This is a genomic window from Sphingomonas cynarae (assembly GCF_039537815.1).
GTDB lineage: Bacteria > Pseudomonadota > Alphaproteobacteria > Sphingomonadales > Sphingomonadaceae > Sphingomonas > Sphingomonas cynarae.
The window spans coordinates 50876-63737 of record NZ_BAABBF010000002.1; the positions used below are offsets into that span (position 1 = coordinate 50876).

The 12862-nt window shown below is 68.7% G+C and carries 10 protein-coding genes; 7 read left to right on the plus strand and 3 right to left on the minus strand.

What is annotated here, in order from left to right:
• Positions 1-22: 22 nt before the first annotated feature.
• Both ABD719_RS03545 and ABD719_RS03550 read right to left on the minus strand, forming a co-directional pair.
• On the minus strand, positions 23-454 hold the full coding sequence (locus tag ABD719_RS03545; RefSeq protein WP_344692015.1) for a flagellar basal body protein: 432 nt from the start codon (positions 452-454) through the stop codon (positions 23-25).
• Between the two features lie 4 nt (positions 455-458).
• Entirely contained in the window at positions 459-3194 is a 2736-nt protein-coding gene (locus ABD719_RS03550) for a hypothetical protein (RefSeq protein WP_344692016.1), read from the minus strand.
• A gap of 108 nt (positions 3195-3302) precedes the next feature.
• On the opposite strand from ABD719_RS03550, the gene ABD719_RS03555 reads away from it, so the two are divergent.
• The 6 genes from ABD719_RS03555 (at position 3303) to flhA (ending at position 10584) form a co-directional block, all read left to right on the plus strand.
• Positions 3303-4325 (plus strand): flagellar motor switch protein FliG, encoded by a 1023-nt coding sequence (locus ABD719_RS03555; RefSeq protein ID WP_344692017.1) that lies wholly within the window; start codon positions 3303-3305, stop codon positions 4323-4325.
• Between the two features lie 10 nt (positions 4326-4335).
• Complete coding sequence (locus ABD719_RS03560) at positions 4336-5004, plus strand: FliH/SctL family protein (RefSeq protein WP_344692018.1); 669 nt, start codon at positions 4336-4338, stop codon at positions 5002-5004.
• 219 nt (positions 5005-5223) lie between these two features.
• Positions 5224-6831 (plus strand): flagellar basal-body MS-ring/collar protein FliF, encoded by a 1608-nt coding sequence (fliF, locus tag ABD719_RS03565; RefSeq protein WP_425567103.1) that lies wholly within the window; start codon positions 5224-5226, stop codon positions 6829-6831.
• A gap of 68 nt (positions 6832-6899) precedes the next feature.
• Positions 6900-7190 (plus strand): flagellar motor switch protein FliN, encoded by a 291-nt coding sequence (gene fliN, locus ABD719_RS03570; RefSeq protein ID WP_344692564.1) that lies wholly within the window; start codon positions 6900-6902, stop codon positions 7188-7190.
• 5 nt (positions 7191-7195) lie between these two features.
• A complete protein-coding gene (locus tag ABD719_RS03575) occupies positions 7196-8494 on the plus strand; it encodes a sigma-54-dependent transcriptional regulator (RefSeq protein ID WP_344692019.1) in 1299 nt (432 codons plus the stop codon).
• A gap of 11 nt (positions 8495-8505) precedes the next feature.
• Positions 8506-10584, plus strand: coding sequence for a flagellar biosynthesis protein FlhA (gene flhA, locus ABD719_RS03580; protein WP_344692020.1), 2079 nt, complete (start codon positions 8506-8508; stop codon positions 10582-10584).
• 12 nt (positions 10585-10596) lie between these two features.
• Here the strand turns inward: flhA and ABD719_RS03585 are convergent, their stop codons facing one another.
• On the minus strand, positions 10597-11280 hold the full coding sequence (locus tag ABD719_RS03585) for a hypothetical protein (protein ID WP_344692021.1): 684 nt from the start codon (positions 11278-11280) through the stop codon (positions 10597-10599).
• 70 nt (positions 11281-11350) lie between these two features.
• Here ABD719_RS03585 and ABD719_RS03590 point away from each other — a divergent pair, with 70 nt between their 5' ends.
• Positions 11351-12856 carry a flagellar hook-length control protein FliK gene (locus ABD719_RS03590; protein WP_344692022.1) on the plus strand — a complete coding sequence of 502 codons (1506 nt, stop codon included), beginning with the start codon at positions 11351-11353 and terminating at the stop codon, positions 12854-12856.
• The last annotated feature ends 6 nt before the right edge of the window (positions 12857-12862 follow it).

Consider the following 12862-nt stretch of genomic DNA (forward strand, 5'->3'; position numbering starts at 1 on the left):
TCGACCCGGCAAATTCTTCCGATCAACCCCCGCCACCGCGGCCCAGTGCCGTCTTCAGCAGCAATTGCTGTTTGCGGTACAGGTTGGTCATCGCGGTGAAATCGGCCTGAACCTGGCCCATCTTCAGCAGCTGGTCTTCCAGCGTCACGTTGTTGCCGTCGGGCTTGGTTTCGGTCACGTCGTGGTCGAGGATGAGCGAGCCGCCGGTCGGGCGGGCACCGAGCGCGGCCATGCCGGCGGTCAGCTCCACCCGCGGACGCGCGATGCGGGGCGCACCGCCGCCCACGTTCTGCTGGGCCAGCAACGCCGAGAAATCGGGTGCGCGAACCTCGTGCGCCTTGTAGCCCGGCGTCTCCGAATTGGCGATGTTCTGGGCGATCACGCGCTGGCGCTCGCTCAGGTGTTTCATCTCGCGCGCGATGCCGCCGAGGATCGAGGGAACGCCGTCCGCCATGATGTCAGAATCCCGTAAAGGTGGTGCCGCCGGACAGGCGGGAGAGCGCAGCCTGGTAGTTCTTCAACTGAGCCTGCTGGACCGCGGTGGAGCCGCCCTTGCGGCTGCTGGTGGTGGGGGTGTCGACCAGCGTGGCCTTGGTATCGTCCCAGTAAAGCGAGCGATAGGCGGACTGGGTGAACGAGATCGCTTGCTTGATCCGCGTCAGCGAATTCGCCGCCTCTGCCTTGGTGTCGAGCCTGAGCGAAGTGCTGAGGTCGAGGCCGAAGCTGCCGCCGGGGCGCACCTTGGGTGCGTCGTCGGCCAGAGTGGCGGGGGCGCTGATCCGGCGCGCGTCGAGCCCGAGCTTGGCGAGCGCGTTCTTGTCGCCATTCCCGGCGATCAGCTGGATCTCGTTGCCCGGCTTCACGTCGATGCGCAAGGAACGGCCGCCGTCCTTCGACGGCATCGTCACCGTGGCGACGCGGGTGCCGATCAGTTCCCGGACACGGTTGGTGAAGCTTGATAGCGTGTCGTTCTCGTTGATCGTGATCTTGCGCAACGCGCCGCCGTTCACGCGGATCGAGAATTCATCACCAGCGCGAAGCGAGGTTTGTGCTTCAAGCTTCACCGAATCCGTGGGTGTCAGCGTGCCGCGGCTCAGGCCAAGCGCGCCGAGCACGCTGCCGCCGCCTTCGATCGCCGACAGTCGCACGCCGCCGCTGGCCGCATCGAAATTGCCGAACTGGCGCGTGCTGGCGACTACACCCGTGGCGGCATCGATCCGGGCGACAAAGGCGTCGGTGGTACCTGTCTTCGCATCCGCCCCGATCGTGCCGGTGGTGCGTCCGCCGAGATAGATTGATCCGTCCAGGAAGGCGACGCTATCGACCTGATCCTCGCCAGTCGTACCGACATAGGTGACATTCGCACCGGCCAGCCCGGCGTCGATCCGCGCGACGAAGCCGTCGCGCGATCCGGCAAGACCGTTGGTGCCGGTGCCGCTCAATGTCGCCTCGGTCGCACCCGCCACCGCAATGGTGCCGTCCGCCGCAACCGCGATCGCGCGCGCATCGGCGCGGCCGAGATTGAGCGAGCCGAGATCGGTCGACAGGGCGGCGGGATCGATCCGGCGCAGCTTGGCATCGCCATTTTCACCGGTCAGCACCAGCAGCTTGCCGTCGCTGCCGAATGCCAGCGCCTTCACCTGATCGCTGCCGCCGCTGTTGATCGTGCGCCGCTCGACCAGTTTTCCCTGGGCGTCGAGCCGGGCGAGATAGGCATCGCCGCCGCCCGTATCGCTGCGCCCACCGACATAGATCGCGCCGTCCGGCCCGACCGCGACCGCATTGGCCGATTCGGTGCCGAGCGCGCGCACCGAGGTCGAGAAGGTCTCGTCGCCATTGGCGTCGAAGCGGACGACGAGCATGTCGCCGTCGCTGGAATTACCGTCCAGCGTTCCCTTGATCGATCCGGCAACGACGATGCCGCCGTCGGGCGCCACGGTCACCGCCGCGCCTTCGGCCTTGCCGCCTGCGCCCAGCGTGCGCGACCAGACGATCTTGCCCTCGCTGTCTACCTTGGTCAGCAACAGGTCGTCCTGCCCGTCGGAACGGTTGGCGCCGACATCGCCCGCACTGGTACCGACGACGTAGCTGAACCCCTGCCGGTCGGTAGCGATTGCGTTGCTACGGGTATCGGCGGCGACGGTGGTCGCTTTTACCTTCTTGGGGTCCGCCTCGGCGGCAATCTGCTGGCGCTCGGTAGCAGCGCGGTCGACCGCGCTGATCGTATCGAAGGTACGGCGGTCGAGCGCACCGGCGGGATCGTCCAGCCGGGTGATGCGCGTCGCGGTCTTGCCGCCGGTCGGCGTCATGTCGCCCGCGATCATCAACGCGTCCTGCCCGTCGACCTGGTCGATCGCCACCGTCTCGAATCCGGCGCGCTGGATCGACAGGCCCCATTTCTCGCCGGATTTGGCGGGTACCATCTTGACCGAGGGCCAGCGCGGCTCCGGCTTGCCGTCGGTGCCCATCACCGGATCGCCGTTCGCATCGCGTTTCGGCACGGCGGCGATCGCGGCGTTGACCGCGTCGGATACGCTGTCGAGCGTCGGAGGCTGCGGCGTGGTCGACAGGTCCACCTCGACGATGTCGGCGGCTGCTCCGGGCATCGACAGGGTGATGCGCAGCTTCTCCTGCCCCGTCACGCCGGCCAGTGCGCCGTCGCGGGTGTCGCGCACGCCCTTGCCCGGAATCGTCGCGGCACTGGTCGTGGCGGTGGATTTGATCCCCACCGTCTGTGCCTGCCGCGCAGTCTTGGTGAAGGCGATGTCGACCAGATCGGAGGGGGCGGAAGACAGGAAGGTCTGGAGATCGGCCAGCCCCTTGGCGAAGCTGTTCTGCAGCAGCACGCGTTCCGCGCTGCTGGTGGTGCCCTTGGCGGCGCTTTCCGCCAGCACGCGCAGCCGGTCCAGCGCCTTGTACGTCGTGAAGCTGGTCTGCACGTCCTGGGGCAGCGCGCCGATCCCGGCCGCCGGCTTGTCGACGATCGTCTTCATCCCCTTGATCGTGGTGATCTGGGTGGAGATGGAGGTGGTGGCGGGAGCCGCCTTCCACGGTGCGTCGGTCGGCGCGGTGGTGAAGGCGGCCTTCGCCTTGCGCTGCGCGCGCGTTTCGATCGACGGTGCGGTATAGTCCGCGAAACCGTTCGTCCCCGACAGGATGCTCAGGCCGACCAGCCCGCTCGTGTAATCGGCCATCGTGTGATTGCCTCCTTGCCCGCCCGTCATGCCCGGACTTTCCTATAATAGGATGAACGATCCCTGTTCGGCCTGCCGGTCGTCGGGATCATCCGCAGGAGCGACGTGATGATACTGGCCGAACCCCCGGAGCTGAAGCGTTATGGTGGCATCGAACGCGCCGCGGCGCTGATGCTGGTGCTGGGCAAGGATCACGGCGCACAGATCTGGGAGCATCTGTCGGTCGACGAGATCAAAGAATTGTCGGCGACGATCTCGACGCTGGGCCGGGTGCCCTCCGCCGCGGCGGAGCATCTGCTGATCGCCTTCGCAGGCGAGGTATCGGCGATGAACGCGCTGCACGGTTCGTTCGAGACGACCGAGCGGCTGCTCGACGGCATCCTGCCCAGCGATCGCGTGCGCGAGATCATGGAGGATATTCGCGGCCCCGCCGGGCGGACCATGTGGGACAAGCTGTCCAACGTGTCCGAAGCGGTGCTCGCCGGCTATCTGAAGAACGAATATCCGCAGACCGTGGCGGTCATCCTGTCCAAGCTGAAGGCGGATCACGCCGCCCGGGTGCTGGGCCAGTTGCCGCGCGAGATCGCGATCGACGTCGTACAGCGGATGCTGCGGATGGAGACGGTGCAGAAGGACGTGCTGCTCCAGGTCGAGCAGACGCTGCGCAGCGAATTCATGAGCAACCTGTCGCGCGCCCAGCGCCGCGACCCGCACGAGGCGATGGCCGAGGTGTTCAACGCGATGGACCGGTCGACCGAACAGTCGATCCTGGGCTCGCTCGACGAACACGCGCCGGAATCGGCGGAACGCATCCGCGCGCTGATGTTCACCTTCGAGGATCTGGGCAGCCTGATCCCGACTGCGGTGTCGGCGATCGTCCGCCAGGCGGACAAGCGTCAGATGGCGCTGGCGCTGAAGGGCGCGCCGGATCAGATTCGCCAGCTGTTCATGAGCACGATGACCGAACGCTCGGCCAAGCTGATGCGCGAGGACATGGCGGGCATGGGGCCGGTGCGCGCCCGCGATTGCGAGGAGGCGCAGACCGCACTCGTCCGGCTGGCCAAGTCGTTGGCGGATCGTGGCGAAATTGTGCTCGCCGATCCCAAGAGCGACGATGCGATGATCGTCTGAGGATAGCGCGATGGATACCTCTTTCCACATCCGCCCCTTCGCGTTCGACAAGGTATTCGAGGCGATCGGCGAGGGGCCGCCGTCGCTGGGGCCGGACGACGATATCGACATGGCACTGCGCGTCGCCGCGCTGGAGGCCGAACTGGCGATGGCGCGGCACGGCTTCAACGAGGAACTGGGCCGCGCCCGCGCCGATGGGTTCGAGGCGGGGCTGACCCATGCCAGAACCGAGCGGGATGCCGCACTGCTGATCGCCGCCGACGGACTCCATGCCGCGATCGAGGGGATCGACGCGCATCTGGAGCAGGTCGCCGGCGATCTGGCGCGGGAGGCTGCCGCCGTCGCCCATGCCGCCGCCGAGCAGCTGGCGGCGCGCGCGCTGACCGAACTGCCCGCCGCCGCGATCGACGAGGCGATCGGCCGCGTCCTCCGCCAGGTCGCGCGGGGTCAGGAGATCCAGGTCGCCGTCGCGCCCGCGCTGGTCGCGGAGATGGAGCAACTGATCGCGGTACGCCAGAACGGCGATCGTCGCCGGCTGGCGATCACCGTTGTCGCCGATGGCTCGCTGCAACCGGGCGATGCGCATATCAACTGGGAACAGGGGGGCGTGATCCTTGACGCCGCCGCCCGCGCCGACGTGGTGCGCGACGCGCTGGACGCGCTGCTGCCCGCGACCTGACGCCGATCCCGATCCACCGCGCTCGATAGACTTCGCGCCATCCCGGCCTTTGCCGGGGTGGCGCGTATCGTTTGAGGATAGCAACGCCGGCGGCGGGGTGGGGGGATTTTTCCTTCCATTCCACTGACCCGGCAAGTTTTTCCGCCCGGCACAAACTGCCGCCCTCCGCGCCTTCTATAAAGAAACCAGACGCCGCCGTCGTGACGTTTGGAGCAAGGCTTGGACCAGGTCCGTACAATGTTCGCCCAGATCGGGCGCCAGCGCCTGATAATCATGGGCGTGGTCGCGGCCGTCATGCTGGGCGTGCTGGCGATGGTCGCCACCCGTGGTGGCGATGGCCCGATGGGTTTCCTCTACACCGATCTCGATCCCGCCGCGGCGCAGTCGATCGCGGAAAAGCTAAAGGCGCAGAACGTCGCCTTCCAGCTGTCCGCCGACGGCACCTCGATCATGGCGCCCGAAGAGAAGCTGGCCGAACTGCGCATGAGCATGGCCGGCGAAAAGCTGGGCGGCAAGATCGGTTACGACGTGCTGGACGAGGAGGAGCCGTTTGGCGTTTCCGCCAGCCGCGCCAAGATGAACGAGACGCGCGCGATCGAGGGCGAACTGTCCCGCTCGATCGCCACGCTCCAGAACGTGTCGAGCGCGCGCGTCCACCTCGTCATGCCCGAACGCGCGCTGTTCGCGACGACGCCGACCAAGGCGAGCGCGGCGGTGACGGTGAAGACCAAGGGTCGCCTGCCGGCCGAGGCGGTGCAGTCGATCCGCTATCTCGTCGCCTCGTCCGTGCCCGATCTGGTGCCCGAATCGATCTCGATCGTCGACCAGACCGGCGCGTTGCTGGCCCGTGCCGGCGATGCCTCGACGATGGGCGCGAGCGGTGCCGACGAGCGCCAGGCGCAGGTCGAGGGCAAGCTGCGCGACGAGGTCGAGGCGCTGCTCCAGCCGATCGTCGGCGAGGGCAAGGTCCGCGCCGAAGTGTCCGCCGATATCGATCGCGACCAGACGCAGGAGGAATCCGACGTCTTCGATCCCGACAAGCAGGTGATCGCGCATCAGGTGTCGGTCGGCAGCAAGAACCAGTCGAGCGACAACCAGCCCGGCCCGGAAGGCGCCAGCGTCGCCCAGCAGCTGCCCGAGGCACAGGGTCAGCCCGCCACCCCCGGCAGCAGCCGCACCGAAGGCCGCGAGGAAACGTCGGAGGACACCACCTACGACAACAGCAAGACGCACAGCGTCGTGTTGCGCGGCCCCGGCCGGATCAAGCGGCTGACCGTCGCGGTCATGGTCGATGGCGGCGCGAAGGGTCTGCCCCAGCCGCAGATCCAGCGGCTGACCCGGCTGGTCGAGAACGCGGTCGGCATCGATACGGCGCGTGGCGACAGCGTGGTGATCGAAAGCATGGCGTTCGCGGCGACCGATACCGGTGACGAGCCGTCGATGCTCGACAAGCTGCCGACCGATCAGATCGTCGGCTTCCTGAAGCTGGCGCTGATCGCCGCGGTCGGGCTTGTCGCGATCCGGATGATCCGTCCGTCGGGCGCCGCGGTTCCCGCACTCGCCGCCGCCGGTGTCGATGGCGGAACGACTGCTGCGGCGCTGACCGGTCCCGACCCCGCGACCGGCGAACCCGCCGCGCTTCCCGGTCCGGACGATGCCGCTGGCGCCCAGCGCCGGCTTCCCAGCCTGCAGGGGCTGGATGACGAGATCGCGCTCGCCCAGGTCGACGGGCGGGTGAAGATGAGTGCGCTGCAGCGCGTCGGCGATGCGATTTCCGCATCCCCGACCGAAGCAGCGGCGGTGGTCCGCCAGTGGATGAATTCGTGATGGAGACTTCGATGAGCGACCTGTCCCCCGCCCTGCAGCCGGACATCCCCGGTACGGACGTCGGATCGATGCTGGAGGAATTTGCCAGTGCCCCGCGCCAGGTGGATGACGAGCTGCTGACTGGGCTTGAGGCCGTGTTCGACGTGCCGGTGAAGGTGCAGGCGGTACTGGGCCGGTCGCGGATGCCGATCGGCGACCTGCTGCGCCTGAAGGCCGGGATGGTGATGGAACTGGACCGCCGCGTCGGCGAGCCCGTCGACATCTTCGTCAACGACCGCCTGATCGCGCGCGGCGAGGTGGTGATGATCGACGACTCGCTGGGCGTAACGCTCACCGAAATCGTGCAGCAGGAGCGTTGATTTCCGTGACGATCCAGACGGGCATCCGGTTATTGCTGGTCGGCACGCCGGGCGGTGAACTGCACCTGGCGGCGGCGATGGCGCGCGAAGCGGGGGCCGATGTCGTCTTGGCCGGTGACGCCACCGCCGCGCTGGCCGTGATGCGGCAGCGATCGGTCGGGCTGGTGATGTTCGACGTGATGGCCGACATCGCCAATTTCCTCGCGCGGCTGCGGCTGGAACGCTTCGCGGTGCCGGTGCTGGCGTGCGGGATCGATGCCCCGGCCGATCGTGCGGTGGCCGCGATCCGTGCAGGTGCGCGCGACTACGTACCACTCCCGCCCGACCGCGCACTGATCGCCGCGGCCCTGACGATCGCGGCAGCGGCCCCCGCCACCGAGATCGTCGGCGAGGATGCCACGTTCCGTCGTGCGGTGGATTATGCCCGCCGGATCGCGCCGGGCACCATGCCGGTGCTGATCGCAGGCGAGGCGGGGACGGGCCGGGCGATGCTCGCCCGCGCGATCCATGCCGCCTCCGGTCGTGGCGGTGCCTTCCTGATGGTCGAATGCGGCGGTGTCGCCGCGCCGATCGTCGAGGCCGAGTTGTTCGGTCATCGCCCGGACGAGCTGCCCGGGGTCGCCACCGCCCGCCTCGGCCGGCTGGAGGAGGCACTGGGCGGCACGCTGTTCATCCGCGATATCGATCGCCTGCCCGCCACCGCTCAGGCGCGATTGATGGCGGTGCTGCCGGCGGGGGACGCAGTGCGCCTGATCGCCTCCACCACCCGCGATCTTGCTGGGCTGGCACAGGATGGCGAATTTCGTGCCGATCTCGCCACGCGGCTAGCCGCCACGCAGGTCGTGCTGCCGCCACTGCGCGCGCGCGGGCATGATGTCGTGCTGATCGCCCGGCATCTGATCGCGGAGATCGAGGGTGCGCCGGCGCACGGGATCGATCGCGAGGCGACGCTGCTGCTCGCCGCGCATCGCTGGCCGTGCAACGTGCGCGAACTGGAGGACGTGGTACGCCGCGCCGCCGTGCTCGCTCGTGGCCCCGCCGTCGCCGTAGACGATCTGGTGCTGGCGGACGGCAGCCGTCTGAATGCCGCCGCTCCTGTGGGGCAGGAATGCGAAATGGCGGTCGACAGCCTGATCGGCCGCACCGTCGAGGATGTCGAACGCGCGCTGATCCTCAAGACGCTGGAGCGGTGCCGCGGCAACCGCACCTCCGCCTCCGGCATCCTCGGCATCTCGGTCCGTACGATGCGCAACAAGCTGAAGACGTTCATCGAGGCGGGCATCCCCGTCATGCCGGCGGCGTGAGGAACTGAACGATGGGCGGCATTCTCTCCACCTTCCAGCGCCTCGGCGCCAGCCGCGACATCGCGCTGGCGATCGGCGTGGTCGCGATCATCGCGATGCTGATCCTGCCGATGCCGGCATGGATGCTCGACATGGGCCTCGCCCTGTCGATCACGCTGTCGATCATGATTTTGATGACCTCGCTGTTCATCGAGAAGCCGCTGCAACTATCCGCCTTCCCGACGATCCTGCTGATCTCGACGATGCTGCGGCTCGGCCTCAACCTCGCCTCCACCCGGCTGATCCTGGCGCACGGGCACGAGGGGTCGCACGCGGCGGGTGGGGTGATCGGCGCGTTTGGCGAGTTCCTGATCGGCGGCGATACCGTGATCGGCCTGACGATCTTCGCGATCCTGATCGTCATCAACTTCGTCGTCATCACCAAGGGCGCGGGCCGCATCGCCGAGGTCGCGGCGCGGTTCAGCCTCGATGCGATGCCCGGCAAGCAGATGGCGATCGACGCCGATCTGAACGCCGGCACGATCGACGAGAAGCAGGCGCGCGAACGCCGGACCGAGGTGGAGGCCGAAAGCGGCTTCTACGGATCGATGGACGGTGCGTCGAAGTTCGTGAAGGGCGACGCGGTCGCCGCGCTGCTCATCACCGCGATCAATGTGTTCGTCGGCCTTATCATGGGCGTGCTGGTCCACGGCGTGCCGCTGGCGGAGGCGTTCCACACCTACACGCTGCTGTCGGTCGGCGACGGGCTGGTCAGCCAGGTGCCCGCGCTGATCGTGTCGATCGCCGCCGGCCTGCTGGTGACCAAGGGCGGCGCGGCGGGCAAGACCGGGGTGGCGCTGGGCGAACAGCTCGGCCGGTATCCCAAGGCGTTCGGGATGGTGTCGGTGATGATGGGCGGTCTCGCCATCATGCCGGGGCTGCCCTTCATCCCGTTCGCGGTGTTCGCCGGCGCCACCGGCTGGGCCGCGTGGAAGCTCAACAAGGACGCCAAGGCGCGCGTCGTGCAGGAAAAGGTCGCCGCCGCGCAGGCCATCGCCGCCGAGCCGATCCCGGAGGAGCCGATCAGCCGCACGCTCCAGATCGATGCGATCCGGATCGAGATCGGATATGCGCTGCTGCCGATCATCAACGATTCGGAGGCCGAACCCCGGCTCGACGATCAGGTCCGCGCGCTGCGCCGCCAGATGGCGATCGACTACGGCTTCGTGCTGCCATCGGTGCGGATCATCGACAACATGGCGCTGAAGCCCAACGAATATGTCGTTCACGTCAAGGAGACGGAGGCCGCGCGGGGTGAAATCCGGCTTGATCGCCTGCTCGTCATCAATCCCGGCGGTGATGCCCCCGGCCTGCCCGGCGAACACACGCGCGAGCCGGTGTTCGGCCTGCCCGCGCTGTGGATCGACCGGTCGTTGCGCGACGAAGCGGGGATGCGCGGCCTGACCGTGGTCGACTGCGGCACGATCATCACCACCCACCTGACCGAACTGGTCAAGGACAACATCGCCGACCTGCTGAGCTATACCGAGACGCAGAAGCTGCTGAGTGACGTGCATACCGAATCGGAAAAGCTGGTCGCCGACATCATCCCCTCGCGCATCAGCGTGTCGGGCGTGCAGCGCGTGCTCCAGAACCTGCTGGCCGAAGGGGTGTCGATCCGCGACGTGCCCACCATTCTGGAAGGCGTGGCGGAGGCGGCACCGGTGACGACCAACATCACCCAGATCACCGAGCATGTCCGCGGCCGTCTGGCCCGCCAGATCTCCGCGCAGCAGACCCGCGACGGCGCGATCCCGATCGTGACGCTGTCGAACGAATGGGACGAGGCGTTCGCCGAGAGCATCGTCGGGCACGGTGACGAGCGCCAGCTGGCGATGGCGCCGACCAAGCTTCACGCGTTCCTAGCGCATGTCCGCGAAACGTTCGATCGGCTGGCGGGGGAGGGGGAGATTCCCTGCCTTCTCACCAACCCGTCGATCCGCCCCTTTGTTCGTTCGATCATCGAACGGGTTCGCCCCGCTACCGTCGTGCTGTCGCAGAACGAGGTGCATACCCGCGCACGCATCCGTTCGCTGGGGACGATCGGGTGAGCATTCTCCTTCCTATAATGATGCTGGAGGCGACGCTGCCGCCGCCCCGGAGACCCGCATGATCACGTCCGCCGCGACCGACCCCTTCGCCGCGATCTTCGCGCCGCCGGGCGCCACCGCGCCGACCGGCGATGCGATCGCGACGCCGGCGGGCGGGCTGTTCGGCACGATGGTCGCCGCGACGCCCGCCGCTCCGCCAGTGACGCCTCTCACGTCGCCATCGTTTCGCGGCGCGTTGATGAACGCGACGCTGCCGGTCGGGGCGCTGGTGTCGACCGGGATGCCCGCCGCGCGCCCGGCGATCGCGACGCTGCCATGGCCGGGTGCATCGCCCGTCACGCCGACTGGCCCCATGGCGTCGACCACCATGGTCGCGAATGCCGTGCCAGTCGCGCCGCCCATGATCCCGACAGGCGCATCGCCGACGGACATCGTCCCGATCGCGACCGTCGCGCCTCTGCCCGCGTCGGTGGCACCGACGTCGCCGATGCGGACGGATGAGACGCCAGCTTCGCTTCCCCCCGCCGTCGTCGGGACCATGCCGGCCCCCGCGCCATCGCCAAGTCTACGCAGCGCTGCGGTTGTGGCATCGCTGCCGGCCGCTTGGCCACCGACGCCTGCGGGCGGATCGGCGCTGCCAACTGTAACGTCCACCTTGGCAAGCTTGCCGACCCCGACGGGGATAGGCCCCACCATCCCGCTGGCCGCCGCACCGCAGCCCGACGAGGCGCTGCGAGTCGCTTCCGAGGCAGGCCCTGTCGGGAATGTGCCGCTGCCCATCGTCCCGTTCTCAGGTTCGGAACTGCCCGGCTCGGCCAATGCCGCGCCGGCAGCTGGTCGGCTGTCCGGTGCATCGCCGTCCGATGTCATCACCCCTGTCCTGCCATTGACGGGCAACGCGGAGCAGGCTGCATCGGGCAAGCCGATGCTGGTCGCCGCGCCGTTGCCCGACCTCGTGTTGCGCACCGACCCCGATGCCGGACCGGCGCTGAACGATCCCACTGCCGATCCCGTACCGGCCATGTCATTGGCCAGCGGCGGCGAGCGGGCTGTTTCTGGCAAGCCGATGCTGGCCGCCGCGCCGTTGCCCGACCTCGTGCTGCGCACCGACCCCGATGCCGGCCCGACGCTGGGTGATCCCGCACCCGTCAATGCGCCGCCTGTCGTTGTTCCCCAGTCCGTTGACAGCACAACTGCACCGACACCGACACCGACACCGACACCGACCGGCGTCGACGTCGCCAAGCCATCTGCCCCGCGCAAGCCCGCTATGGCACCCGCACCGGTGCCTATGGTCTTCGCCCCGGCGCAGACGTCGCCGGTCGTCGCCCCCGTCGCGGTGAAGGGGGCGGGGGCCCCCGTCGAGCCTGCCCCGGTCGAGGACGGCGCATCGGCCGATGCCGAGGACATTGATCCGGCGGCCACCGCCTTCCCGCAGATGACGGCACTGCCGCCCTTGTTGCCCGACATCGCCGCCGCGCCGTTGCCGGAAGCCGCTGCTGCCACGCCGGATACGTCTGCCGACACCGATCCGGGCAGCTCTAAGCAAGACGCTCCGATGACCGCTCCTGTCGCCCCAGGCGCAACCCCCGCCCTCGGGCAGCCGCCCGCGATATCCGGCAAGGTCGAGGTCGCGGCATCTGCCGATCACCCGGCCGCCGTTGCCGCTACCGGGCTGCGTCCGGTGCGTGAGGAGGCGGCACCTGCCGATCAGAAGCCGGTGACGGCCGCCACCCCCGATCCACGTTCCTTCGCCGCGCTGGTCGAGCCGAAGGTGGTCACGCCCGCGCCGGCCCCCATGGCGACGGCAGCGTCGCCGGTGCCGGAAGCGCGCGTCGCGGCCGAGCGGGGGCGGATGGGGCATGAGATGGCGGTCGCCATTGCCCGCCATACCGCCGAGGGCGGCGGCGAGGCACTGACCGTCCGGCTCAATCCCGCCGAGTTCGGCCGGATCGACGTGACCCTGTCGTTCGACGATCGCGGCACATTGCGCGCGGTGCTGGCCGCCGAAACTCCGGCTGCGCTCGATCTGCTGCGCCGCGACAGTGCCGATCTCGGCCGGGCGCTCAGCGATGCCGGGATGCGCACCGACGCACAGAGCTTCCGCTTCGACACGCGACAGGGCGGGGCGGATGCCGGCGGGCAGGGCGCACAGGGCCAGCCGCGCTGGCAGGCGGCCGCCACCCCGCGCAACGCATCCACGACCACTGACCTGCCCGAACCCGAATATCGCCCGCTCCGCTCGCGCGGCGGCGTCGACCTGATGGCCTGAAGGATC